Consider the following 26,465-nt stretch of genomic DNA (forward strand, 5'->3'; position numbering starts at 1 on the left):
GGCCGCTATAAATAACAGAAGCAGTCAGGGTTGGCAATTCTTCATGAACACACCTTGACAAGCCTGTGAGGAACAGCGTAATTGGCCCTTAGCTCAGAACATTCTTAACACATAAAATTGCAAAAGATATTACAAGGTTACGTTGATCGGCGATTTAAGAAACATTCCTTCCGCCGATAAGTCTGCCTGATACGCTAAAACCTCTACGCCCTCCTGCTGCGCCTGAGCCAGTTGTTCTGCATACGCCACATCAATGTGCCGTGCCGGGGAAACGTCCTCAATCCCCGAGTGCAAAACGGCAAACAACAAAACGGCCCGATGACCCTCTGCCGCAACTGTCGCCAGTTCACGCAGGTGTTTCTGTCCTCGAATCGTCACCGCATCCGGAAAATACCCTTTTCCTTCATGTAGAAGGGTTACGGATTTCACCTCAATATAGCAGTTGCGCCGGGCCTCTGCTTTGAGCAGGAAATCAATTCTGCTTTTTTCAGTGCCATATCTCACTTCCGCCTGACGATGCGTATAACCCGCCAGCGCCGGCAGCCGATCCTGCTCCAGCGCCTCAGCCACCAGTTGGTTGGCGCGCAGCGTATTCACGCAGATCCAGTGGCCCTGTTGGGTTTCGGTCAGCTCCCAGCTGTGGGGGTATTTGCGCGTCAGGCTGTCGGAGGTCGAGTACCAGACCCGATCGCCCGGCGTGGCGCAGCCGGTCATGGCGCCGGTATTGGCGCAGTGAATCGTCAGAACGTCGCCCTCAGGCGTCACCACATCGGCCAAAAAACGTTTGTAACGGGCGATCAGACGGGCGGGTTTAAGGGGCGGAGAGAAGTGCATGCGGATCCTGAGAATGTAATGGCCAGCTTGCCAGGGCGCGATAGCGGGTGCGTCCCCGGGCATATTCAGAGGCGAACAGAGAAAAGGTGGAGACGCGAAAACGCCAGTGAAAGCCGCGCGGCGGTAACGTCACCGGCTGCGTGGCGTGGCGTAACAGCGTGATGTGTGGATGAAACGGCTGGGGGCTCTGGTAACAGCCATGCCGGGCGGCCTGCGCCCGCAGCAGGCTGGCGAGCTGCAACAGCCCGCGTGGCGCGCGCTGGCAGCCGAGCCAGACCACGCCGGGGCGCGGCCAGTGTCCGGCATCATCAAGGTCGAGATCAAAACCGGGCTGTACAATACGCGAGGCCAGCGTCTGCAGGCGCTGTGAGGTTTCCGGCGCAACTTCACCCAGAAACGCCAGCGTCAGGTGCAGATTCGCCGCGACCACCGGCTGGCCCGCCTCCGCAGGAAAGGTATCGGCCCGCCAGCGCACCAGCTCTTGCTGCATCTCGTCAGGCAGGCTGATGGCAAAAAATAAGCGTTGTGTCGCCATGGCGCTCTCCGGCAAATATCACGGATGGATGCTACAATGCGCGCCATCTTAGCACAGGCAGAAGCGGAGTTTGCTGTGAGCGATTTACCGGTCAGCGCGGTGCTGCCTGACATCCTGGCGGCGCTGAGTGACGCCCCACAAATCCTGCTGGCCGCACCAACCGGCGCGGGCAAATCGACCTGGCTGCCGCTGCAGTTGTTACAGCAGGCGGCGCTGCCGGGACGGATCATCATGCTGGAGCCTCGTCGGCTGGCGGCGCGTAATGTGGCGCAGCGGCTGGCGGAGCAACTCGGCGAGCAGCCGGGTGGCACGGTGGGATTCCGGATGCGTGGCGAAAGCTGCGTCGGGCCACAGACCCGGCTGGAGGTGGTGACCGAAGGGATGCTCACGCGCATGCTTCAGCACGACCCGATGCTGGAGGGCGTTTCGCTGGTGATCCTTGATGAATTTCACGAGCGCAGCCTGCAGGCCGATCTGGCGCTGGCGCTGCTGCTTGATGTGCAGCAGGGGCTGCGCGACGACCTTAAAATCATGCTGATGTCCGCCACGCTGGACAACGCCCGGCTGGCGGCGCTGCTGCCGGATGCGCCACTAATCGTTTCAGAAGGGCGCAGCTATCCGGTTGAGCGGCGTTACGCGTCACTGAATCAGAATGTGCGTTTTGAAGAGGCGGTCGCGCGTGAAGTCGCCCAGCTGCTGCGGGATGAGAGCGGTTCGCTGCTGCTGTTTCTGCCGGGTGTGGCGGAGATCGAACGGGTGAAGCGCGAGCTGGAATCACGCATCAGTGACGACGTTGATCTGACGCCGCTCTATGGCGCACTGCCGCTGGCGGCGCAGCGCCGGGCAATTCTGCCTGCCGCCGCCGGCCGCCGCAAAGTGGTGCTGGCCACCAATATCGCCGAAACCAGCCTGACCATTGAGGGGATTCGGCTAGTGGTCGACAGTGCGCTGGAACGCAGCGCTCTGTTTGACGCCCGCAGCGGCGTGACGCGTCTGCAGACCCAGCGAATCAGCCAGGCATCGATGATCCAGCGTGCAGGTCGCGCCGGGCGACTGATGCCGGGGCTCTGCCTGCATCTGGTGCCGCAGGAGCAGGCATCACGAGCGGCGGCGCAGAGTGAACCAGAAATCGTTAACAGCGATCTCTCGTCACTGTGGCTGGATCTGCTGCAGTGGGGCTGTACCCAGCCGCAACAGCTGCAGTGGCTGGACCAGCCGCCCGCCAGAAATCTGGATGCGGCGCAGCAGCAGCTGACCCGACTGGGAGCACTGGACAACAACGGCCTGCTCAACACGCTGGGACGGCGTATGGCGCAGCTGGGATGCGATCCCCGACTCGCCGCCATGCTGTGTGCCGCAGGCGATGAGCCGGATGCGGTCGCCAGCGCCGCGTTGCTGGTGGCGATTCTGGAAGATCCTCCCCGCAGCGGCAGCGCCGACCTGCGTGATGCGCTGCATCGGCCGCAGGCGCAATGGCAGCGGCGGGCGCAGCTGTGGCAGCAGCGGCTTAAAATCCGTGGCGGGCGCATCGATGAAGATCGTTTCGCCGGATTGCTGGCGGTGGGCTTTGGCGATCGGCTGGCGCGGCGACGCGATCAGAGCGGTCGCTATCAGCTGGCCAACGGGCTGGGCGCCAGACTCGATGAGCAGGATGGCCTGACGCGCAATGAATGGCTGATTGCGCCTGCTCTGTTGCAGGGCAGTGCCACACCAGATGCCCGGATGTTGCTGGCACTGCCGGTGAATATTGAAACGCTGTGCCAGCAGCAGCCTGCGCTGATTGAGCGCCGGACCGAAGTGGAATGGGACGAAGAGAAAGGTACGCTGCGTGCGTTCAGACGTGAGCAGATTGGCGCGCTGATACTGAAAACTCAGCCGATGGCGCGCCCGGAACCGGAGGTGCTGCACGCGGCCATGCTGCGCTGGATCGCCGAAAAAGGTCTGTCGGTACTGGGCTGGACGCCGGACGCCGAACAGCTGCGCCTGCGCATCCAGTGTGCGGCCCGGTGGCTGCCGGAAGAGAGCTGGCCCGCGACCGATGATGAAACGCTGCTTGAGAGCCTGTCGCAGTGGCTGTTGCCGCAGATGTCAGCGGTGCGCGATCTCCGCAGCATGCAGGCAGTGAACCTGACCACGGCGCTCTTACATTTACTCACATGGTCACAACGTCAGCGGCTGGATACTGTGCTGCCAACTCATTACACTGTGCCCACCGGAAGCCGGCTGCCAATCCGCTACGATGCGGAGAAGCCGCCCGCGCTGGCGGTCAGGATTCAGGAGATGTTTGGCGAGGCGCAGAATCCCACCGTAGCGGAAGGACGTATTCCGCTGGTGCTGGAGCTGTTATCGCCCGCCCAGCGGCCGTTGCAGATCACCCGCGATCTGGCGGCGTTCTGGCGCGGTGCCTGGCCGGAGGTCAGGAAAGAGATGAAGGGACGTTATCCTAAACATCCCTGGCCCGAGGATCCGGCCACCGCCTTGCCAACAAGGCGAACCAAAAAAATGTCCCCGCAGGGTTGAGTCCGCTGGATCGAATTCAGAGGGTTCTGCCATGCGGCACGCGAGAAAGCAGTTAGAGTAGCGGCGCTGCCGTAAGCACTGCCTGGAGAAGAAAAGTAATGTCTGGGAACGATCGCGAACCAATAGGGCGCAAAGGTAAACCGTTGCCGCCGCGCAGCAGTGCGGGCCGGGGACGACGCAGGGATATCGAACAGGATATCGATCAGGACGATTTTAATGATGACGAGGAGGAAGCGCCGGTGCCACGTAAAGGTAAAGGTGGAAAACCGCCGCGCGGCAAACGCCGTTGGCTGGGATGGGTAATCAAACTGTTCCTGGTGTTTGTGGTGGTCATGGCCGCGTGGGGCATCTACCTCGACTCGGAAATTCGCAGCCGGATTGACGGTAAAGTGTGGCAACTGCCCGCCACCGTCTATGGCCGCATGGTCAGCCTGGAACCCGGCATGGCCTACAACAAAAGTGAAATGGTAGCGCTGCTGGAAGGCACTCAGTATCGCGAAGTCTCCCGTATTACCCGCCCTGGCGAGTTTTCGGTGAAGGGCAACACCATCGATCTGCTGCGTCGCCCGTTTGATTTCCCCGACAGTAAAGAGGGGCAGATCCACGCGCGCATGAGCTTCAGTAAAGATGAGCTGAGCGAGATTAAAAACCTTGAAACCGGCCGTGATTTTGGCTTTTTCCGCCTCGATCCGCGCCTGATCACCATGCTGCAGTCGCCGAATGGTGAACAGCGACTCTTCGTACCGCGCGCCGGTTTCCCGGATCTGCTGGTCGATACGCTGATCGCCACCGAAGATCGCCATTTCTATGAGCATGATGGCATCAGCCCTTACTCCATTGGCCGCGCCTTCCTGGCGAACATCACGGCCGGGAAAGCGGTGCAGGGCGGCAGTACGCTGACGCAGCAGCTGGTGAAGAACCTGTTCCTCACCAACGAGCGTTCGCTGTGGCGTAAAGCGCGTGAAGCCTACATGGCGGTGATCATGGATGCGCGCTACAGCAAAGATCGCATCCTGGAGCTCTACCTGAACGAGGTCTATCTCGGTCAGGCTGGCAGCGATCAGATCCGCGGTTTCCCGCTGGCCAGCCTCTACTACTTTGGCCGTCCGGTTGATGAGCTGAGTCTGGATCAGCAGGCGATGCTGGTCGGCATGGTGAAAGGCGCGTCGCTCTATAATCCGTGGCGTAACCCGAAACTGGCGCTGGAACGACGCAACCTCGTACTGCGCCTGTTGCAGCAGCAGAAAGTGATCGACCAGGAGCTGTATGACATGCTGTCGGCCCGTCCGCTGGGCGTGCAGCCGAAAGGCGGCGTGATTACGCCGCAGCCGGCCTTTATGCAGATGGTGCGTAACGAGCTTCAGGCGAAACTGGGCGACAAGGTGAAAGATCTCTCCGGGGTGAAAATCTTCACCACGCTGGATCCGGTGTCGCAGGATGCGGCCGAAAAGGCGGTGATCGATGGCATTCCGACGCTGAAAAAACAGCGTGGCCTGAAAGATCTGGAAACCGCGATGGTGGTGGTTGACCGTTTCAGCGGCGAAGTCCGCGCTATGGTCGGCGGTGCCGATCCACAGTATGCGGGTTACAACCGTGCGCTGCAGGCACGCCGCTCAATCGGCTCACTGGCGAAACCGGCGACCTACCTGACCGCGCTGAGCCAGCCAAACAGCTACCGGCTGAACAGCTGGATCGCCGATGAGCCGATTGCGCTGAAGCAGCCAAACGGCAGCATCTGGAAACCGATGAACGACGATCGTCGCTTCAGCGGCAAAGTGATGCTGGTGGATGCGCTGACCAACTCAATGAACGTGCCGACCGTAAACCTCGGCATGACGCTGGGGCTGGATGCGGTGGTGGATACCTGGAACAAGCTGGGCGTGCCGAAAGAGCAGCTGCATCCGGTACCATCGATGCTGCTGGGTGCCTTAAACCTGACGCCGGTTGAAGTGGCTCAGGCGTTCCAGTCGATCGCCAGCGGCGGCAACCGCGCGTCGCTGTCAGCGGTGCGTTCGGTGATTGCGGAAGATGGCAGTGTGCTCTATCAGAGTTATCCGCAGGCGCAGCGTGTTGAACCAGCGCAGGCCGCTTATCTGACGCTCTACACCATGCAACAGGTGGCTGACCACGGTACCGCCCGTGCGCTGGGCGCGCGTTTTCCTAATGCGCATCTGGCGGGCAAAACCGGTACCACCAACGATCTGGTGGACAGCTGGTTTGCCGGTATTGATGGCAAAGAAGTGGCGATCACCTGGGTGGGACGCGATAACAACCAGCCGACCAAACTCTATGGTGCCAGCGGCGCGATGCAGCTCTACCGTCGCTACCTGGACATTCAGGCCCCGATGCCGTTGCAGCTGACGCCGCCGGAAGATGTGTCGCTGATGAATGTGGATTCTGCCGGTAACTTTGTCTGCGGCACGGGCAGCAGCACCTGGCGTTCTCTGCCGGTGTGGGCGCTGGATCCGAATGCACTGTGTCAGCAACAGCAGCAGCAGGTGCAGCAGCAACAACAGCTCTTCGATCAGCAGCAGCAACAACAGCAACAGCAGCAGCCGCAACAACCGACCCAGCAACAGCAGGAGCAGAAAGATAGCGACGGCGTAGCAGGGTGGATAAAAGATATGTTTGGCAAATAAATCAGTCAGACAGGTTAAAAAGGGCGCTTCGGCGCCCTTTTTTTGTTCCTGATCAATACGCGTCAATCGGCCTGCAAACGGCGTCACTACTGGGATTTCTTCTTGCAGTGCCTGCTGAATTTCGCATATTATCTAAGCGTTATAATAATCATTATCGTTTCGATTCGCCTGCCTGAGCCTATTGTTAAGAGACACTTTTATGAATGCGCGAACGACTTTTTCTGACAACACCAAAAAAACATTTTCCCGACCGCTTCTGGGCATCATGATCTCACTGAGCCTGAGCTCCTCTCTTTACGCCGCGCAGGCGGAGACGATGGTCGTCTCGGCTGATGGCGGCAGCAGCGTCGAGGCGGAAAGCGCCTGGGGACCGGCACCCACTGTGGCAGCGAAACGCAGCGCCACCGGGACGAAAACTGATACCCCCATTGAAAAAAATCCGCAGTCCATCTCCGTGGTCACCCGTGAAGAGATGGAGATGCGTAACGTAACCAGCGTGAAAGGGGCGTTTAACTACACGCCTGGCGTGCTGACCGGTAACCGGGGCAGCTCAGACGTAATTGATGCACTGTCGATTCGCGGTTTCAGCGAAACCAACACCAATCAGTATCTGGATGGTCTGAAACTGCAGGGTGATAACTACTCTGAGTTTGCCATTGACCCTTACTTTCTGGAACGCGCTGAACTGCTGCGTGGCCCGGTTTCGGTGCTCTACGGTAAGAGCAATCCCGGCGGCGTGGTCTCGCTGGTGAGTAAGCGTCCGACCCAGGAAACCCTGCGCGAAGTGCAGTTCCAGATGGGCAACGACAACCTCTTCTCGACCGGCTTTGACTTTGGCGGCGCGCTGGACGACGACGGCGTCTACAGCTATCGCCTGACCGGCCAGGCGCGTAGTCAGGATGCGCAGCAGGCGATGAACAAAGAGAAGCGCTACACCATCGCACCGGCTTTCAGCTGGCGTCCCGACGATCGCACCCGCATTGACCTGCTCACCTATTTCCAGAACGAGCCAGAAACCGGTTATTACGGCTGGCTGCCGCGTCAGGGCACGGTGGTACCGATCACCCGCGCTGATGGCAGCCAGTACAAACTGCCAACCAACTTTGATGAAGGCGAGCAGAGCAACAAGATTTCACGCAACACCAAAATGGTCGGTTATAACGCCGAGCACAGCTTTAACGACACCTGGACGCTGCGCCAGAACCTGCGTTATGCCGACCTGCGCACCGATTACCGCAGTATTTACGGCAGCAGTTTTAATGCGCAAACTCAGGAGATTAATCGCGGTTCCGCCATTTCTGAAGAGAAGCTCAATCAGTTTGCGGTCGATACTCAGGCGCAGGCGAAATTTGCCACCGGCCAGCTGGATCACACGCTGCTGCTGGGCGTCGATTATCAACGGACCCGTAACGATATTGATGCTGCCTTCGGCACTGTTACGCCACTTAATGCGATCAAACCCCAATATGGCAATGATACTGCAATCGGTACGCCATTCCCTTATCACTATCTGAATAAACAAGAACAAACCGGTCTTTATGCACAGGATCAGATGGAGTGGAATCGTTGGGTACTGACGTTAGGTAGCCGTTACGATTACGCCACAACCTCTGCGCTTAACCGCAGTAGCAGTACCGAAGTGAAAAATCACGACCAGGCATTCACCTGGCGCGGTGGTCTGAACTATGTGTTTGATAATGGTGTGGCTCCCTACTTTAGCTATAGCGAATCATTCATTCCCAACACCGGTACTACGTCCGGCGGTCAACCGTTTGATCCCTCACGCGCAAAGCAATATGAAGCTGGCGTGAAATATGTTCCCAAAGATCGTCCGGTGGTGCTTACCGCCGCAGTTTACCAACTGACCAAAACCAAAAATCTGACGGCTGAACCCGGTAATGTCAATTTCAGCGTTCAGAGCGGTGAAATCCGGTCACGGGGCGTAGAGCTGGAAGCTAAAGCGGCGCTGAATGCCAACGTTAACCTGACGGCGTCCTACACCTATACCGATGCGGAATATACCGAAGATACGCTGCTGAAAGGCAAAACGCCGGTACAGGTGCCGAAGCACATGGCCTCCTTGTGGAGTGATTACACCTTCCACGAGACCGCTTTGTCAGGGGTGACGATCGGCGCTGGGGTTCGCTACGTGGGTGAAAGCCAGGGGCTGTATGCTGATACCACAGATAATAGCGCTGCTGGACTCTCGAACCAGAACTTTAAAGTTGCCGGTTACACCACGGTGGATGCGGCGCTGAAATATGATCTGGGTCGTTTCGGTTTGCCGGGTTCGACCGTGGGCGTCAACGTCAACAATTTGTTTGACCGCGACTACGTCGCCAGCTGCTATCGTGAATACGCCTGCTACTGGGGTGCGGAGCGCCAGATTGTCGGCACCGCGACCTTCAGATTCTGATTTAACCGGGCGCTTCGGCGCCCGTTCACAGGGATAACCATGCCGCATCCGCACGCAGAAGAGGCGACCTTTACGCTGAAAAACGCCAGTTTTGAAGTGCCGGGCCGGACTCTCCTTCAGCCACTGTCGCTGACCTTTCCGCCGGGAAAAGTGACCGGGCTAATCGGTCACAACGGCTCGGGCAAATCAACACTGTTAAAAATGCTGGGTCGTCACCACGCGGCCAGCAGCGGAGAGGTGCTGTTGAATCAGCAGCCCGTCGGAAGCTGGAAAAGCAAAGCCTTTGCCCGTCAGGTAGCCTATCTGCCGCAGCAGTTACCGGCAGCCGAAGGGATGACGGTGCGTGAACTGGTGGCGATTGGCCGCTATCCCTGGCACGGCGCGCTGGGGCGCTTTGGTCAGGAAGATCGCGACCGGGTAGAGGATGCGATTGCCCAGGTCGGGCTTAATGCCTTTGCCGGACGGCTGGTAGATAGCCTGTCGGGCGGCGAGCGTCAGCGCGCCTGGCTGGCGATGATGGTGGCGCAGAACAGCCGCTGTCTGCTGCTGGATGAACCGACGTCGGCGCTGGATATTGCCCATCAGGTTGAGGTGCTGGCGCTGATAAAAGCACTGAGCCAGCAGCGCGGCTTAACCGTGATTGCGGTGCTGCACGATATTAATATGGCAGCACGCTACTGCGATCATCTGGTGGCGCTGCGTCAGGGCGCGATGATTGCCGAAGGTGACGCAGAGGCGATTATGCAGGCTGAGGTGCTCGGTGCGATTTATGGCATTCCGATGGGCATTTTACCGCACCCGCAGGGCGGCGCGCCGGTCAGTTTTGTCTGTTAAGGAGAGGATGATGCCCGATCTTAATCGCCGCCGACTGATGCTGGCGCTGGCAGTCTCTCCGCTGTTTTGTGCGCTTCCCCTGCGTGCCGCCACGCCAAATCCGGGTCGGATTATTGCACTGGAGTGGTTACCCACCGAACTGCTGATAGCACTAGGCGTCACGCCCTGGGGCGTGGCCGATCTGCACAACTACAACATCTGGGTAGGGGAGCCGCCGCTTCCTCAGGGTGTGATCGATGTAGGTTTGCGCACCGAACCCAATCTTGAGCTGATGGCGCAAATGCAGCCGTCACTGATCCTCTGCTCCAACGGCTACGGCCCGCCTAAAGAGAAACTGACGCGCATCGCGCCCATTATGGGCTTCGACCTCCACAGCGGTGACGGGAAACCCCTCACTGCCGCGCGCGCATCGCTGCGTCAGCTGGCGGCGCGCATTGGATTAAGCGCGCGAGCGGAACAGCATCTGCGCGAAGTTGATGATCAGCTGGCGGCGGCGCGCCAGCGGCTGGCGCCCTATGCCGGACGGACTATCCTGCTGATGTCGCTGCTCGACAGTCGTCACGCCATTACCTTCGGCAAAAACAGTCTTTTTCTGGAAGTGATGACTCTGCTGGGCCTGAAAAATGGCTGGCAGGGCGAAACGAATTTCTGGGGCAGCGCGGTGATCGGCATTGAAAAGCTGGCGCAGGTCGGGGATGTGGATGTCATCTGCTTTGATCATGACAACGATGCGGAGATGCAGCAACTGATGCGCAGCCCGCTGTGGCAGTCGCTGCCGTTTGTTCGCACCGGACGCTTTCAGCGCGTCCCGGCCGTCTGGTATTACGGTGCGACGCTCTCGGCGCTGCACTTTGTTCGCGTGCTGGAACGCGCGCTGGAGACGCACTGATGCGCCATGCTCTGTTTCCCGCAGGCCTCCTCAGCCTGCTGTTTCTGCTGGCGCTCAGCCTGACGCTGGTCAATCTGCATCAGGCGTTGCCACAGGCTGAATGGTGGCTGGCACTCTGGTCACCGGCGGTCGATAGCCTGTCGCAGATGGTGTTTCACTACAGCCTGCTGCCGCGTATCGTGCTGGCGCTGCTGGTGGGGAGTGGACTGGGCTTAGCCGGTCTGCTGTTTCAGCAGATATTGCGTAATCCGCTGGCGGAGCCGACCACGCTCGGCGTCTCTTCCGGCGCACAGCTGGGCATTACCGTGGCGACGCTGTGGCATCTGCCGGGCGGGGCGCTGACACAGCAGTTTGCCGCGCTCAGTGGCGCGCTGCTGGTGGGGGCGCTGGTGTTTGGTGTAGCCTGGGGCAAACGTCTGTCGCCGGTGACGCTGATTCTGGCCGGGCTGGTGCTGAGCCTTTACAGCGGCGCGGTGAATCAAATCTTCGCTATCTTCAATCACGATCAGCTGCAGAACATGTTTCTGTGGAGCACCGGTGCGCTGAATCAGATGAGCTGGGAAAATGTGCAGCAGCTCTGGCCGCGCCTGCTGCTGGCGTTTGTGCTGGCGCTGGCGCTGCTGCGTCCGCTGACGCTGATGGGGCTGGATGATGGGGTTGCGAAAAACCTTGGTCTGGCGCTTTCCGTCGCGCGGATTGGTGGCCTTGGACTGGCGATCCTGCTCAGCGCACAGCTGGTCAATGTCGCCGGTATCATCGGCTTTATTGGGCTGTTTGCGCCGCTACTGGCGAAGCTGCTGGGTGGACGACGGCTCATCACCCGGATGCTGCTGGCTCCGCTGACTGGCGCGCTGCTGCTATGGCTGGCGGACAGTTGCGTGTTGTGGCTCAGCACCCACTGGCGCGATATCCCGACCGGCACCGCCACGGCGCTACTCGGCGTCCCGATTCTGCTGTGGCTGCTGCCGCGCCTGCGCACCGGTTCGGTGCCGCCCGCGCTGAATCAGGGTGATAAGGTGCCCGCCGAGCGACAGAACCTGCTGCGCTGGGTACTGACGGGGCTTGCCATCCTGGCGCTGCTGGGGTGGGGTGGTCTGGCGTTTGGGCGAGATGCGCAGGGCTGGGTCTGGTCTGCGGGTGAGATGCTGCAATCGCTGCTGCCGTGGCGCGCACCGCGCGTGCTGGCTGCGCTGGTAACCGGCCTGATGCTGGGCGTGGCGGGGAGTCTCATTCAGCGGCTGACCGGCAATCCCATGGCCAGCCCGGAAGTGCTGGGCATCAGTTCGGGTGCCGCTTTTGGCGTGGTGATGATGATGTTCTTTGTGCCGGGCGATGCGCTGGCCTGGCTGCTGCCCGCCGGTGCGCTGGGCGCGGCGCTGACGCTGCTGGTGATCATGGCGGTAGCCAGTCGGGGCGGCTTTTCGCCGGAACGAATGCTGCTGGCGGGCATGGCGCTGAACAGCGCCTTTTTCACCCTGTTGATGCTACTGCTGGCGAGTGGCGATCCGCGTATGGGCGGGCTGCTGAGCTGGATTTCCGGTTCGACCTATAACATCAGCGGCACTCAGGCGGTTCAGAGCGCAGTCTGCGCGCTGGTGCTGGTGTCGCTGGCACCGCTGGCCAGTCGCTGGCTGACGCTGCTGCCGCTGGGAAGTGCTACCGCACGCTCGGCCGGTATGGCGTTGACGCCTGCGCGGCTGAGTCTGCTGCTGCTGGCGGCCGCGCTGACCGCCAGTGCGACACTGACTATTGGTCCGCTGAGTTTTGTCGGACTAATGGCGCCCCATATGGCGCGTATGCTGGGATTCCGGCGAGCGTTGCCGCAACTGCTGCTGTCAGGATTACTGGGGGCGGGATTGATGGTGCTGGCTGACTGGTGCGGACGGATGCTGGCATTCCCGGATCAGATCCCAGCCGGGCTGATGGCGACCTTTTTAGGCGCGCCTTACTTTATCTGGCTGCTGCGGCGTTCAGGTTAAAAAAAGACCGGCGCAAACCGGTCTGAGATTATTAACAAAGTCTGGCCCGATTGGCTGTGAGACTGAGCCTGCGAAGGGAACACGGTCAGATCGGAAAGACGCAAAAGCCGTCATCCCTGACACGCTCGGCCCGCGCCGTCCCTGGCGCGGGACGCTTTCCTCCTCTGCCCGTGTTCCCTGCGCGTTGAGTTTTATGTTGCTGTGAGATCCCGGACCGGCTGCTGCCGGTCTTCATCTTTAACGCTGCCGCAATTACAGCTTCGCGAAACAACGACGCGCGGCGTCCACAGTGCGCTGAATATCCTCTTCGCTGTGCGCCAGCGACATAAAGCCCGCTTCATAGGCTGAAGGCGCAAAGTAAACGCCCTCCTCAAGCATCAGGTGGAAGAAGGTTTTAAAGCGCTCCACATCGCAGCGGGTCACATCGGCGTAACAGGTTACACTGTCAGCATCGGTGAAGAAGAGGCCGAACATCCCGCCAACATGGTTAATCACCAGCGGGATATTTTGCTGTTGCGCTGCTTCGCGCAGACCCTCTGCCAGCTTGCGGGTCAGGGCATCCAGCTTCTCATGGGTGCCCGGCTGCGCGATCTGCGTCAGGCAGGCGAAACCCGCCGCCATGGCGATCGGGTTGCCGGAGAGTGTACCTGCCTGATAAACCGGACCGGTCGGAGCCAGCGCCGCCATCACTTCGCGACGGCCACCGAACGCACCGACCGGCATGCCGCCACCAATGATTTTCCCAAGACAGGTCAAATCAGGGCGCACATTGTAATGAGCCTGCGCGCCACCCAGCGCGACACGGAAACCGGTCATCACTTCATCGATAATCAGCAGTGCGCCGAACTCATCACACAGTGAACGCAGACCCGGCAGGAACTCCGGCAGCGGTGGGATGCAGTTCATGTTGCCAGCGACCGGCTCAACGATGATGGCAGCAATCGACTCAGGATATTGCTCAAAAGCGCTGCGCACTGAATCGAGATCGTTAAAGGTGCAGGTCAGGGTATGTTTAGCGAAATCGGCCGGTACGCCCGGCGAGTTTGGCTGACCCAGTGTTAACGCACCTGAGCCAGCTTTCACCAGCAGATGATCGGCGTGGCCGTGGTAGCAGCCTTCAAATTTGATGATTTTATCGCGGCCGGTAAAGCCACGCGCCAGACGAATAGCGCTCATAGTCGCTTCGGTGCCGGAGTTGACCATCCGCACCATCTCCATGCTCGGCACCAGCTCACACACCAGCTGCGCCATGGTCACTTCCATTTCGGTCGGTGCGCCAAAACTTAAGCCGCGCTGTGCCGCTTCAATCACGGCGTTACGGATCGCCGCGTTGTTATGACCCAGCACCATCGGACCCCATGAGCCGACATAGTCGATATAGGCTTTGCCGTCAGCGTCATAGAGATAGGCGCCATCAGCGTGTTCAATAAACAGCGGAACGCCGCCCACACCGGTAAATGCGCGTACTGGCGAGTTTACCCCACCCGGGATCAGGCGTTGTGCCTCGGCAAACAGTTGTTCGGACTTACTCATTTTCGGCTCCAGCGGTTCAGAAAAATATTGCGCCATTCTACGGAAGAGGGGCAGCAGACGAAAGGTGGATTCGCCCCCTGTGCCCTTAACAGGAGTGAATGCGGCACAGAGTGCGAAGGGCAGAGCTTGATTGCGCTGAGGTGCTGGCTGATAATAGCGTAATTAAGGTCGTTTTCTGACCTGGGCGTTTACCGGAGTAAAACATGAGTGATGAAGTAGTAGCACTGCCGTTGCAGTTTACCGACGCCGCAGCCACCAAGGTGAAGAACCTGATTGCCGACGAAGAAAACCCGGCGCTGAAACTTCGCGTCTATATCACCGGTGGCGGTTGCAGTGGTTTCCAGTACGGCTTCACCTTTGACGATCAGATGAATGATGGCGACATGACCATTGAAAAGCAGGGCGTCTCACTGGTGGTTGATCCGATGAGCCTGCAATATCTGGTGGGCGGTTCAGTGGATTACACGGAAGGTCTGGAAGGCTCACGCTTTATCGTGACCAACCCGAATGCCAAAACCACCTGTGGCTGTGGCTCTTCCTTCAGTATCTGATAATGCAGGCCGTCATACAGACGGCCTCGTTTACCATTCTATTGTGACCAGCCGGTTACTTTGCTTCACACTTCCCTGCGATTGAATCTGGCCGTTTGTTACGCGCGGCTGCGCGCTTGCCTGTCTGCCGCAGTTGATCTGCGGTGCGGGCTGACCGTTAGCCGTGTTGATTTCACAGCGTGAATAGATGACAAGCCTGGCGCCAATAGAGCCATTTATCGATCCTGCAAAGGCAGAACCGGCGATCGACAGCCCTATGGCCAGCAGCAGTGCTCTGGTCATATAAGGTTCCTGGTGTTTTAAAAAAGCGCCGGGGCGCTAAAAGGACGGCGAGCATACGTGGCGCGTTCGTCTCTGGTATTGATCAACGGCAAAAATCGCAGCGACTTTAATCAATTCGCCGATTTATTCATCGGGATGCAGGGCCGCACAGAGTTGCTGCGCTGCCAGCAGCAGTCGCGGGCCTGGCCGGCTAAGCCAGTCCTCGTTGATGGCAATCACCGGTACATCCAGCTGCGGTCGCCAGAACACCCGGATGTTTTCCGCCTGCTGCGCACTGCCACCCGTCACAACGGCCTGAGGATGGCGCATCAGCACCTGCTCACGGCTGACCTGCGGCCAGCTGACGCGGCTGTCAGCAAAGATGTTCCTGCCGCCACATAACGTAATAATTTCATTCTGCAGCGTGGCTCTGGCGGCGGTAAACAGGGGCTGCTGACCAAACTGCAAAAAAAGCGGAACCGCAGTCAGATGAGCATAGCGCTGACGCAGCGCGGCTTCCTGCTGACGTAACTGGCGGGCAGCGCGAGTTGCCTGCTCCGGTCTGGGACTCCAGTGGCCCAGATCGGCCAGCGCCGTGAACATCTCATCCAGCGTCAGCGGATCAATCCATTTAACCGGCACGCCGAGCTCCTGTAGCTGGTCAATCTGCCGCTGCGGATTACCGCCTCGCCAGGCTAATACCAGATCCGGCTTAAGCTGCAGAATACGTTCAGCCTTGATGCCCTGCCAGTTTGCGACCTGTTCAATCTGTTTGGCCTGCGGCGGATAGTCGGACCAGGCGCTGACCGCAATCGGGGTAATCCCGGCAGCAAAGGCGAGTTCGGTAAGGTGAGGGGAGAGGGTAATCACGCGTGGCGGGGAAGCCAGCAGGCTGCCGCTTAACAGCAGCAGCCAGCAGAGGAGTAGCGTTTTAGCCACGCGCCAGATGCGCCAGCAGGTTCTCTACCATCAGCGAAGATTGCTTCGCCGCAACGCTTAAGAACTCATCAAAGCTGAGGTGAGATTGCTTATCGGCCACGTCGGAAATGGCACGGACCACCACAAAAGGCACCTGGAACTGATGACAGACATGGCCGATAGCGGTGGCTTCCATCTCAACGGCAATCGCCTGCGGGAACAGATTACGAATGCGCGCCAGCGGTTCGGCACCATTGATAAAGGCATCACCGCTGACCACCAGACCGCGTACGGCATTCAGATCCAGCTGCTGAATACAGGCTTCTGCAGCGGCGATAAGCTTGCTGTCTGCCACAAACGCGGCCGGACAACCTGCCATCTGACCCGGCTCATAACCAAAAGCGGTGACGTCAGCATCGTGATAACGCACTTCTTCTGACACCACGATATCGCCGACGCTGAGCGAGGGCGCTAAACCGCCAGCCGAACCGGTGTTGATCACCACATCCGGCTTGCAGAGCTGCAGCAGCAGCGTGGTACCCAGCGCGGCAGAGGTTTTACCAATGCCCGATTTCAGCAGAGCCACCTCAACGCCCTGCAGGGTGCCGGTATAAATTTCACAACCCGCCAGCGACAGCGTTTGACGGTTTTCAATTTTGTCGCGCAGCAGTGTGACTTCCTGCTCCATCGCGCCAATAATGCCTGCTTTCATAGTGAGTTCCGCTAATGTAAAGAATCAAAATTTAGGGCATAGTCTACCATGGCATTCAGGGGATTAATTCACGAAAAAATAAGGGGTAATCCATGTCAGCGATCAATTTCAGGAAGAAGATCAGCTTCTCGCGCCCTTATAACAGCCGCAAGGAACCGGAAGGCGAATATTACATTACGCGCCATTTTGAGAGCGATCGCGGACGGATTATAAACTCCGCCGCCATCCGGCGTTTGCAGCAAAAAACGCAGGTGTTTCCGCTTGAGCGCAACGCTGCCGTTCGTTCCCGCCTGACGCACTCGCTGGAGGTGCAGCAGACCGGGCGTTACATCACCAAAGAGATTCTGCAAACCCTGAAGATGCAGGGCGGGCTGGGGCAGTATGGTCTTGATGAACTGGAAGGCGCGTTTGAAAGTCTGATTGAGATGGCCTGTCTGATGCATGATGTCGGTAATCCACCTTTTGGCCATTTTGGCGAGGCGGCGATTAATGACTGGTTTGAAGAGAACCTCTCAGCCGAGCTGGTGGATCCGCTGGTGGCCGGCGTGGAAGGAGAAGCACAGCGTAAAGCCTTTGATCAACTCAACGCCATGATCCGTCAGGATCTCTGTCACTTTGAAGGTAACGCGCAGGCGATCCGGATGGTGCATACGCTGCTGCAACTGAATCTCAGTTATTCTCAGGTCGCCTGCATCCTGAAATATACCGCGCCGGCCTGGTGGCAGGGGGAAAAACCCGCCGAATTTAGCGTACTCATGAAGAAGCCTGGGTTTTATCTCTCTGAGCAGGATTATATTGCCGACCTGCGTGCTGCCACCAATATGGAAGAGCACCACCGTTTTCCGCTGACTTATATAATGGAAGCTGCGGATGATATCTCCTATTGTATTGCCGATTTGGACGACGCTGTAGAAAAAGATATCTTTAATGTTGAGAGTTTGTATGAATTTCTCAATAAAGCCTGGGGGCCGGTTAAAAATAATGACGCTTTCAGCCGGACTATTGGTGAAGCCTGGCGTGAAGCCTGCAGTAAAAAACGCCGAAGCCGCAGCGATCAATTTTTTATGTCACTTCGCGTAAATGTTCAGAGCGTGCTGGTAAGCTATGCTGTGAAACGTTTTGTGGATAATCTTCCTGCTATATTCGATGGAAGTTTTAACCATGCGCTACTGGAAGATGAGGGTGAAGAGGGCCGCTTGCTGCAATTGTTTAAAACCGTTGCGCGCCAGCAGGTCTTTAATCACTCTGAAGTCGAGCAGCTGGAGTTACAGGGTTACCGGGTGATTAAAGGGCTGCTGGAGATCTATCAGCCGCTGATGCGCCTCAATTACGAAGCCTTTACCACGCTGATAAATGAAGATTTCCTGCGTCAGCATCCGATTGAAACCCGGCTTTTTCATAAGCTCTCGGGTAAACACCGTAAAGCCTATTTGCATAAGATGCGTAATCTGGTTGTCGAACATAAATATCAGCGTCTGTTGTGGGAGCGTTATTATCGCTTCCGGCTCATTCAGGATTATATCAGTGGTATGACCGATCTCTATGCCTGGGATGAGTACCGGCGACTGATGGCGGTAGAATAAGCCGCCAATTGTAAAGAGCGCGAATAAATTTTTACTTTTGCCTTAAACTTTTAAAGGAACTTCGCGCTAAAACATTTATCTCACCTTTCGACCACAGCAATGGTCTGAACAGTAATCTTATTGAGAAACGAAAAATGAAAAAAAAGACCTTAATGTTAAGTGCGCTGGCGTTGAGCCTGAGCATGGCGCTCGCCCCTGTTACTGTTTCTGCTGCGCAAACGGCCTCTTCCGATAGTCTGCAACAGCCAAGTCTGGCACCGATGCTGGAGAAGGTGATGCCGTCTGTGGTCAGTATCAGCGTCGAGGGAACCACCACGGTGAAAACCCCGCGTATGCCGCAGCAGTTTCAGCAATTCTTTGGCGACAATTCGCCATTCTGCCAGGATGGTTCCCCGTTCCAGGGTTCACCGATGTGCCAGAACGGCGACGGTGCAGGCGGTAACGGCGGCGCGCCAGTGCCTGATACCCAGCAGGAAAAATTCCGAGCTCTGGGATCGGGCGTCATCATTAACGCTGACAAAGGCTATGTGGTAACTAATAACCACGTCGTGAATAATGCCACCAAAATTCAGGTACAGCTCAGTGACGGTCGTCGCTATGACGCAAAAGTCATCGGTAAAGATCCCAGCTCTGACATTGCCCTGATTCAGCTGCAGGAAGCCAAAAATCTTACCGCAGTCAAAATCGCTGACTCTGACAACCTGCGCGTCGGCGATTATACCGTGGCGATCGGCAACCCTTATGGTCTGGGTGAAACGGTCACCTCAGGTATCGTCTCCGCGCTGGGACGCAGTGGCCTGAACGTGGAAAACTACGAAAACTTTATCCAGACGGATGCGGCCATTAACCGGGGCAACTCCGGTGGTGCGCTGGTTAACCTCAACGGTGAACTCATCGGGATTAACACCGCCATTCTGGCGCCCGATGGCGGCAACATCGGTATCGGCTTTGCTATCCCCAGCAACATGGTGAAAAACCTGACGGCACAGATGGTCGAGTTTGGTCAGGTGAAACGCGGCGAGCTGGGCTTGCAGGGGACTGAGCTGAACTCCGAGCTGGCAAAAGCGATGAAGGTCGATGCGCAGCGTGGTGCCTTTGTCAGCCAGGTGCTGCCAGACTCAGCTGCCGCCAAAGCCGGTATTAAGGCGGGTGACGTCATTGTCTCGATGAACGGTAAACCGCTGAGCAGCTTTGCTTCGCTGCGTGCGGAAGTGGGCTCATTGCCGGTTGGCACCACCCTGAAACTGGGGCTGCTGCGTGACGGCAAACCGGTCGATGTCTCTGTTAAGTTGCAGCAGAGCAGCCAGTCAAAAGTGCAGTCCGCGACCATTTACACTGGCATTGAAGGCGCCGATCTCAGTAATATCGAAGCGGGTACCAAAGGTGTCCGGGTTGATAACGTGAAACCGGGCAGTGCTGCGGCGCGTATCGGCCTGAAAAAGGGCGATGTGATCCAGGGCGTTAACCAGCAGGTAGTGACCAACCTGGGTGAGCTGCGCAAAGTTCTCGACAGCAAGCCGTCCGTTCTGGCGCTGAATATAAAGCGCGGCGACAGCAGTATCTATCTGCTGATGCAGTAACAGAACAGCAACGGATGAAGAGGCGGACTGCGGTCCGCCTTTTTTATGTCCACTTTCTGCCTCATCAGAGTGTGATGCTCGCCGCAAATTCGGCAAATGACGGCCTGGCTCTGTGCAATTGCACAATGTTCTGCGTGCTGTGCATGCGTATTCTGTTTCTCCCCCTCTTTTTCAGGAGTAATGGATGGCTACCTATCACCTTGATGCCCGGCTGGCACAGGATATCGTGGCGCGCACCATGAAAATTATTGACAGCAATGTCAACGTGATGGATGCGCGGGGCCGGATTATCGGCAGCGGTGACCGGGAACGTATTGGGGAGTTGCACGAAGGTGCACTGCTGGTGCTCTCTCAGGGGCGCGTTGTCGACATCGATGAGGCCGTGGCTAAACATCTTCATGGCGTGCGGCCTGGCATTAACCTGCCGCTGCGCATTGATGGTGACATCGTCGGGGTAATCGGCCTGACCGGCGAACCGCTGGCGCTGCGGCATTATGGCGAGCTGGTCTGCATGACCGCAGAGATGATGCTGGAGCAGGCCCGGCTGCTGCATATGCTGGCGCAGGACAGCCGTCTGCGTGAAGAGCTGGTGCTGAACCTGATCCGCAGCGATACCCTGTCGCCACAGCTTACCGAATGGGCGCAGCGGCTCGGGATCGATCTCAATCAGCCGCGTGTGGTCGCCGTGGTGGAAGTGGATAGTGGTCAGCTCGGCGTCGACAGCGCGATGTCAGAGTTACAGCAGCTGCAAACGCTGCTGACCACGCCGGAGCGGGACAATCTGATCGCGATTGTGTCACTGACCGAAATGGTGGTGCTGAAACCGGCTCTGAATGGGCATGGGCGTTACGATCAGGAGGATCATCGCCGCCGCGTAGAGCAGTTACTACAGCGGATGAAAGAGAGCGGTCATCTTCGGATGCGTATCGCGCTGGGCAACTTCTTTACCGGACCCGGCAGCATCGCACGCTCTTACCGGACAGCGCGCACCACCATGATGGTGGGTAAACAACGTATGCCCGAGGTACGCAGCTATTTTTATCAGGATCTGGTGCTGCCCGTGCTGCTCGACAGCCTGCGGGGTGGCTGGCAGGCCAATGAGCTCGCCCGGCCACTGGCGAAGCTCAAGAGCATGGATAATAACGGCTTGCTGCGCCGCACGCTGATCGCCTGGTTCACCCACAACGTTCAGCCGAGCGCTACCGCGCGTGCGCTGTTCATTCATCGTAATACGCTGGAATACCGGCTGAACCGGATTTCTGAACTGACCGGACTGAATCTTGGCCATTTTGATGACAGGCTGTTGCTCTATGTCGCTTTGCAACTGGATGAGCAGGGCTGAAGTGCAGATTTGCGGCATAAAAAAGGCCAGCAATGCTGGCCTCTCTGGTCGGGCAGGAAATTAACGACCGTTACGGGTTAATTTTTCCAGATCCGATTCAATTTCAGTGATCTTGTGGGAAACCACGCTTTCCAGGTGACGCAGGTCATCCAGAATTTTGCGTTTCAGATCCACTTCAACCTGATCGCGCTGGCAAATCTGGTCCAGCTCATCGATGACATAACGCAGATTCGGGCTGATTTCCTGAACTTCTTTGTAGCCCTGGGTCGCGTGATCGGCAACAACCGTTTTGCGCTGGCGCGGATATTTGAATTTGACGCTCTTCGCGAAAAACTCTCCTTTATCTTTGCGGAAGTAGATTTTCAGAATGTCGTTATTGGCTTCCTGACGCAGGCTATAGCGGTCAATGTCGTCCGGGTTACTGATACCTAAGCTTTTCAGATTGTCATACATAGCGTTGTTTCCATCAAAAGTGAGAAGCGCGCAGATTTGTTCATGACGTCCGTCAACTGTAGACATAAATAAGCGGGATGAACATTGCGCGACAGGATTTAACTGGCGCGGATTATGACCTGGATAAAAACTAAACGCACCAGTTAATTCGCGACGCGAAGCATGTTATTTGGGAATCACTGTAAAGAAAAGATGACGGGCTGGAAACCAGCCCATCACTTAAATCAATCGATGGTGCGCAGCAGTTCGTTGATGCCTGTTTTGCCCAGCGTTTTTGCATCCACTTTCTTCACGATCACGGCACAGTAGAGGCTGTAGCTGCCATCTTTAGAGGGCAGGTTACCTGAAACCACTACGGACCCCGCAGGAACACGGCCGTAATGCACTTCACCGGTCTCGCGGTCATAAATTTTGGTGCTCTGGCCGATGTAAACGCCCATTGAGATCACTGAACCTTCTTCAACAATCACGCCTTCAACGATTTCAGAGCGCGCGCCAATGAAGCAGTTATCTTCGATGATGGTCGGGTTCGCCTGCAGCGGCTCCAGCACGCCACCGATACCCACGCCGCCAGAAAGGTGAACGTTTTTACCAATCTGCGCACAGGAGCCAACGGTCGCCCAGGTGTCCACCATGGTGCCTTCATCCACAAAGGCGCCAATGTTGACGTAAGAAGGCATCAGCACTGTGTTGCGGGCGATATAGGCACCCTGACGCACAGCCGCAGGCGGCACGACGCGGAAACCGGCTTCTTTGAAACGCGCTTCATCCCAGCCTGCAAACTTCATCGGCACTTTGTCGTAAAAGCGGGTTTCTGCACCTTCCATCACCTGATTGTCATTGATGCGGAAAGAGAGCAGTACGGCTTTCTTCAGCCACTGATGCGTTACCCACTCGCCGTCGATCTTCTCAGAAACGCGCAGTGCACCGCTGTCCAGCAGGGCGATTACCTGGTTGATGGCATCACGGGTTTCGCTGTCGACGCTGGCGGGTGTGATGTCAGCGCGACGTTCGAAGGCGGATTCAATAACGCTCTGTAACTGTTGCATATTTTTTTCCTGATCTGTCATGTGCGATGCCGGGCAATATCCCGACACAAGTAAAGAGATTAATGTTTACAAATCGAGTCTGGTCACACTTTATCGTTTGGATTAAGGGCCTCTGTCAACCGTTGTCGCAACGCTTTTCGCATTTCTTCGTCCAGCGCCTGACGTTCACTGTTGGCCAGAATAAACAAATCTTCGACCCGCTCGCCGATGGTGCTGATGCGTGCGCCATGCAGTGAGACCCCGAGATCGGCAAAGACTTCACCGACCCGCGCCAGCAGGCCTGGCTGATCCAGCGCCACCAGTTCCAGATAGCTGCGACGATCGGTATGCGTCGGCAGGAAATTGACCTCGGTATCGACGCTGAAATGCCTGAGTTTGGCCGACGGACGGCGGGTACGCGGCGGCGCCCACTCTGACTGGGTTATCGCCTGATCCAGCGCCTGAATGATCATTGGATGGCGATCCGGAGAGAGCGGGCTGCCATCCGGCTCCAGCACAATAAAGGTATCCATCGCCATGCCGTCGCGGCTGGTAAAGATTTGCGCATCGTGCACGCTGAGATTACGGCGATCGAGTTCACCCGCTACGGCGGCAAACAGGTGCGGGCGATCGGGACTCCAGATAAAGATTTCGGTCCCGCCGCGCGTGGCCTGCGGACTGACCAGCACCAGCGGTTTTTTCAGGTCGTGAACCAGTAAGTGGCGGGCATGCCAGGCGATCTGATTCGGCGTATGGCGCAGGAAGTAGTCAGCGCGGCAGCGATTCCAGATCTGGTGCAGACGCTCTTCATTGATGTTGTCCATCCGCAGCAGCGCCAGCGCCTGCAGGCGATGATGACGCACCCGCTCACGCAGATCCGGACTGTTTTCCATGCCGCGTCGCAACTGCTTCTCGGTGGCGAAAAAGAGTTCACGTAACAGGCTCTGCTTCCAGCTGTTCCACAGACTTTCATTGGTGGCGCAGATATCGGCTACGGTCAGGCAAACCAGATAGCGCAGCCGGTTCTCATTCTGCATCACCTCGGCGAACTGCTGTATCACCGTCGGGTCCTGAATATCGCGCCGCTGTGCTGTCACCGACATCAGCAGATGATGACGCACCAGCCAGGCCACCAGCTGGGTCTCACGTGAATTGAGACCGTGCATTTCAGCAAAATCGAGCGCATCCTGCGCGCCGAGAATGGAGTGATCGCCGCCGCGCCCTTTGGCAATGTCATGAAGCAGCGCGGCCATCAGCAACAGCTCCTGCTGCGGCAGACGCGGCCATAGCTCGACGCACAGTGGATGCTGCGGACGGGTACTTTCATTGGCAAAACTTTCCAGCTTCTGCAGCACCCGAATGGTGTGCTCATCCACGGTGTAGGCGTGAAACAGATCGAACTGCATCTGTCCGACGATATGGCCCCACAGCGGCGTATAAGCCCACAACACGCTGTAGCGATGCATCGGCACCAGCGCCCGGCTGACCGCGCCGGGATGGCGCAGAATCGACATAAAGGTGCGGCGCGCTTCCGGGATCTGACACAGCGGCTGTTTAAGATGACGACGCGCATGGCGCAGGTGACGCAGGGTGGTGGAGTAGATCCCTTTGATGCTGTCGTTACGCACCATGACGTAGAACATGCGCAGAATCGCCTGCGGCTCTCGTCGGAACAGCGTTTCGTCGCGCAGGTCGATCAAATCGCCACGCAGCTGGAAATCGTCATCAATAGGCCTGGGCTTTTCGCTGGTGGAGAGCGCCAGAATCGCCTCATCAAACAGCTGCAGCAGCATCTGATTCAGTTCGCCGATACGCCGCGTGACCCGATAGAAATCTTTCATCATCCGCTCGACCGGCTCATTGCCCTCGCCCTGGTAATTCAGGCGTTGTGCCACGCTGAGCTGGCGATCAAACAGCAGGCGGTTATCGTAGCGGGGCAGGGAGAGGTGCAGGGCAAAGCGGATGCGCCAGAGAAATGCCTGACATTCGTTGAGTTCGCTGCGCTCCGCGTCGGTGAGGAAACCAAAGCCCACCATCTCATCCAGCGTGGTGGCGCCAAAATGGCGTCGGGCGACCCACTGCAGCGTATGAATATCCCGCAGGCCACCAGGGCTGCTTTTAATGTCCGGTTCAAGGTTATAGCTGGTGCCGTGGTAACGCTTGTGGCGCTCCTGCTGCTCTTCAATTTTGGCGGCGAAAAAGCAGGATGAGGGCCAGAAACCGTCGCTGAAGATGTTTTTCTGTAATTCCAGAAACAGCGCCACATCACCGGTCAGCATGCGTGACTCAATCAGATTGGTGGCAACGGTCAGGTCAGATAATCCCTCCAGCAGACACTCTTCCAGCGTGCGCACGCTGTGGCCCACTTCCAGCTTAAGGTCCCACATCAGCGTTAACAGGTCGCTGGTGTGCTGCGCAGCCTGTTCATCCAGCGGCTGGCGGCTCAGGATCAGGACATCTATATCAGAGAGCGGATGCAGTTCGGCACGGCCATAGCCGCCAACGGCGACCAGCGCGATAGCCGGCATCTCATCAAAACCAAAGAAGCGCCACAGGCGACGCAGCAGCCGATCGATAAACAGCGTGCGGGCATCAATCAGCGGCTCAACGGGTTCACCGGCATCAAAAGCGGCGGCCAGATGTTGCTGAAATAGTTCCAGCCGCGGCTTCAGAATGTCGCGCGTCAGCTGGTCGTCACCCCATTCGGCTGGCGAATCGACCAGACCGTTTTTTACCTCTTCTGACAGACTCACGCTCATGCAGCTCTTCTCTTTTTTAGCCAAAAAAAAGCCGGCTCAGCGCCGGCTTGATCTGTAATGGGGGAATTACCCTTCGGCGACGAGCACAGCGGGCAGCGTGTCGTCTTTGCGCAGGGTTAAAATCTCACAGCCGTTCTCCGTCACCACAATAGTATGCTCATACTGCGCGGACAAGCTGCGATCTTTGGTTTTTACCGTCCAGCCATCTTTCATGGTGCGGATGCGGTAATCCCCGGCATTGACCATCGGTTCTACCGTAAAGGTCATGCCTGCCTGGAGTACCACGCCGCCATCATCGGCATCGTAATGCAGCACCTGAGGCTCTTCATGGAAACCCTTGCCGATACCGTGGCCACAATATTCACGCACCACAGAGAAGTCGTTGGCTTCGACATATTTCTGGATGGCGCGGCCCAGTTCGCGCAGGCGGATGCCGGGCTTGATCAGACGCAGTGAGAGGTAGAGGCTCTCCTGCGTGACACGGCACAGGCGTTCGCCCTGAATAGTCGGCTTACCAACGATAAACATCTTTGAGGTATCGCCGTGGTATTCATCTTTAATTACGGTGACATCGATGTTCACCACATCGCCATCTTTTAACGGACGATCATCGCTGGGGATTCCGTGGCACACCACTTCATTCACCGAGATGCAGACCGACTTCGGAAAGCCGTGATAGCCGAGGCAGGCGGAGACAGCCTGTTGCTTTTGAGTAATGTGATCGTGGCAGATGCGGTCCAGTTCACCGGTGGTCACACCCGGTTTTACGTAAGGCTCGATCATCTCCAGCACTTCGGCGGCCAGTCGGCCCGCGACGCGCATTTTTTCGATTTCTTCAGGGGTTTTAATTGAAATTGCCATTAAATTAATCCGCAGTTGTCGAAATTTTCGACAATAATAAGTTCTGTGCTGTCATGTTAGCAGCCAGCAAATGGGCTGCCAAATAGAGAACGCGCTGACCTCCGTCAGCGATCATTTATTGGCGTCCCTGGGCTGGTTGTGGTATAAAGCGCGCCGACGATTCTCTGTATGGCCGTTTCGGTCAGCAGGAAACGCATAACTCTCATTATGTGTAATAAAACACACATGTATCGACACA

At 57.5% G+C, this 26,465-nt stretch carries 20 protein-coding genes; 10 read left to right on the top strand and 10 right to left on the bottom strand.

Annotation, left to right across the window (positions count from 1 at the left end):
• Nucleotides 1-129 precede the first annotated feature (129 nt).
• Nucleotides 130-834 carry a DNA/RNA nuclease SfsA gene (sfsA, locus tag EPG66_RS19970; protein ID WP_033780601.1) on the bottom strand — a complete coding sequence of 235 codons (705 nt, stop codon included), beginning with the start codon at nt 832-834 and terminating at the stop codon, nt 130-132.
• On the bottom strand, nt 812-1,369 hold the full coding sequence (gene thpR, locus EPG66_RS19975; RefSeq protein ID WP_010671851.1) for an RNA 2',3'-cyclic phosphodiesterase: 558 nt from the start codon (nt 1,367-1,369) through the stop codon (nt 812-814). Before thpR ends, sfsA begins: the two co-directional genes overlap by 23 nt.
• A gap of 36 nt (nt 1,370-1,405) precedes the next feature.
• On the opposite strand from thpR, the gene hrpB reads away from it, so the two are divergent.
• The 6 genes from hrpB (at nt 1,406) to fhuB (ending at nt 12,646) form a co-directional block, all read left to right on the top strand.
• On the top strand, nt 1,406-3,889 hold the full coding sequence (hrpB, locus tag EPG66_RS19980; protein WP_182687914.1) for an ATP-dependent helicase HrpB: 2,484 nt from the start codon (nt 1,406-1,408) through the stop codon (nt 3,887-3,889).
• 98 nt (nt 3,890-3,987) lie between these two features.
• Complete coding sequence (gene mrcB, locus EPG66_RS19985; protein ID WP_031591230.1) at nt 3,988-6,528, top strand: bifunctional glycosyl transferase/transpeptidase; 2,541 nt, start codon at nt 3,988-3,990, stop codon at nt 6,526-6,528.
• Nucleotides 6,529-6,727: 199 nt separating this feature from the next.
• A complete protein-coding gene (gene fhuA / locus EPG66_RS19990) occupies nt 6,728-8,944 on the top strand; it encodes a ferrichrome porin FhuA (RefSeq protein ID WP_182687915.1) in 2,217 nt (738 codons plus the stop codon).
• Between the two features lie 39 nt (nt 8,945-8,983).
• Nucleotides 8,984-9,778: a Fe3+-hydroxamate ABC transporter ATP-binding protein FhuC gene (gene fhuC, locus EPG66_RS19995; protein WP_163638332.1), complete on the top strand. Its 795-nt coding sequence runs from the start codon at nt 8,984-8,986 to the stop codon at nt 9,776-9,778.
• Nucleotides 9,779-9,788: 10 nt separating this feature from the next.
• Nucleotides 9,789-10,667: a Fe(3+)-hydroxamate ABC transporter substrate-binding protein FhuD gene (gene fhuD / locus EPG66_RS20000; protein ID WP_039391365.1), complete on the top strand. Its 879-nt coding sequence runs from the start codon at nt 9,789-9,791 to the stop codon at nt 10,665-10,667.
• The gene (fhuB, locus tag EPG66_RS20005) at nt 10,667-12,646 is read left to right on the top strand and encodes a Fe(3+)-hydroxamate ABC transporter permease FhuB (RefSeq protein WP_182687917.1); all 1,980 of its coding nucleotides are present in this window, start codon (nt 10,667-10,669) and stop codon (nt 12,644-12,646) included. Before fhuD ends, fhuB begins: the two co-directional genes overlap by 1 nt.
• Before the next feature lie 252 nt (nt 12,647-12,898).
• Here fhuB and hemL read toward each other — a convergent pair whose 3' ends face one another.
• Nucleotides 12,899-14,179 (bottom strand): glutamate-1-semialdehyde 2,1-aminomutase, encoded by a 1,281-nt coding sequence (hemL, locus tag EPG66_RS20010; protein WP_039391370.1) that lies wholly within the window; start codon nt 14,177-14,179, stop codon nt 12,899-12,901.
• Between the two features lie 203 nt (nt 14,180-14,382).
• On the opposite strand from hemL, the gene erpA reads away from it, so the two are divergent.
• Nucleotides 14,383-14,730, top strand: coding sequence for an iron-sulfur cluster insertion protein ErpA (gene erpA / locus EPG66_RS20015; protein ID WP_010254064.1), 348 nt, complete (start codon nt 14,383-14,385; stop codon nt 14,728-14,730).
• A gap of 30 nt (nt 14,731-14,760) precedes the next feature.
• Here erpA and EPG66_RS20020 read toward each other — a convergent pair whose 3' ends face one another.
• The 3 genes from EPG66_RS20020 to mtnN form a co-directional block, all read right to left on the bottom strand.
• On the bottom strand, nt 14,761-15,012 hold the full coding sequence (locus tag EPG66_RS20020; RefSeq protein ID WP_010254068.1) for a hypothetical protein: 252 nt from the start codon (nt 15,010-15,012) through the stop codon (nt 14,761-14,763).
• 123 nt (nt 15,013-15,135) lie between these two features.
• Nucleotides 15,136-15,930 (bottom strand): vitamin B12 ABC transporter substrate-binding protein BtuF, encoded by a 795-nt coding sequence (gene btuF / locus EPG66_RS20025; RefSeq protein WP_115758001.1) that lies wholly within the window; start codon nt 15,928-15,930, stop codon nt 15,136-15,138.
• Nucleotides 15,923-16,621 carry a 5'-methylthioadenosine/S-adenosylhomocysteine nucleosidase gene (gene mtnN / locus EPG66_RS20030; protein ID WP_010254075.1) on the bottom strand — a complete coding sequence of 233 codons (699 nt, stop codon included), beginning with the start codon at nt 16,619-16,621 and terminating at the stop codon, nt 15,923-15,925. Before mtnN ends, btuF begins: the two co-directional genes overlap by 8 nt.
• 92 nt (nt 16,622-16,713) lie before the next feature.
• On the opposite strand from mtnN, the gene dgt reads away from it, so the two are divergent.
• The 3 genes from dgt (at nt 16,714) to EPG66_RS20045 (ending at nt 21,126) form a co-directional block, all read left to right on the top strand.
• On the top strand, nt 16,714-18,204 hold the full coding sequence (dgt, locus tag EPG66_RS20035) for a dGTPase (protein WP_069025842.1): 1,491 nt from the start codon (nt 16,714-16,716) through the stop codon (nt 18,202-18,204).
• A gap of 134 nt (nt 18,205-18,338) precedes the next feature.
• Nucleotides 18,339-19,784: a serine endoprotease DegP gene (degP, locus tag EPG66_RS20040; protein WP_182687919.1), complete on the top strand. Its 1,446-nt coding sequence runs from the start codon at nt 18,339-18,341 to the stop codon at nt 19,782-19,784.
• Between the two features lie 184 nt (nt 19,785-19,968).
• A complete protein-coding gene (locus EPG66_RS20045) occupies nt 19,969-21,126 on the top strand; it encodes a CdaR family transcriptional regulator (protein ID WP_031591218.1) in 1,158 nt (385 codons plus the stop codon).
• A 60-nt stretch (nt 21,127-21,186) separates the two neighbouring features.
• Here EPG66_RS20045 and EPG66_RS20050 read toward each other — a convergent pair whose 3' ends face one another.
• The 4 genes from EPG66_RS20050 to map form a co-directional block, all read right to left on the bottom strand.
• Nucleotides 21,187-21,579 carry a DUF3461 family protein gene (locus EPG66_RS20050; RefSeq protein ID WP_010254085.1) on the bottom strand — a complete coding sequence of 131 codons (393 nt, stop codon included), beginning with the start codon at nt 21,577-21,579 and terminating at the stop codon, nt 21,187-21,189.
• 224 nt (nt 21,580-21,803) lie between these two features.
• Nucleotides 21,804-22,628 (bottom strand): 2,3,4,5-tetrahydropyridine-2,6-dicarboxylate N-succinyltransferase, encoded by an 825-nt coding sequence (gene dapD, locus EPG66_RS20055; RefSeq protein ID WP_010671859.1) that lies wholly within the window; start codon nt 22,626-22,628, stop codon nt 21,804-21,806.
• 83 nt (nt 22,629-22,711) lie between these two features.
• The gene (glnD, locus tag EPG66_RS20060) at nt 22,712-25,366 is read right to left on the bottom strand and encodes a bifunctional uridylyltransferase/uridylyl-removing protein GlnD (RefSeq protein WP_182687921.1); all 2,655 of its coding nucleotides are present in this window, start codon (nt 25,364-25,366) and stop codon (nt 22,712-22,714) included.
• A 66-nt stretch (nt 25,367-25,432) separates the two neighbouring features.
• Entirely contained in the window at nt 25,433-26,227 is a 795-nt protein-coding gene (gene map / locus EPG66_RS20065; protein WP_010254092.1) for a type I methionyl aminopeptidase, read from the bottom strand.
• Between the last annotated feature and the right edge of the window lie 238 nt (nt 26,228-26,465).

The organism is Pantoea pleuroti, assembly GCF_014156615.1.
GTDB classification, from domain to species: Bacteria; Pseudomonadota; Gammaproteobacteria; order Enterobacterales; family Enterobacteriaceae; genus Pantoea; species Pantoea agglomerans.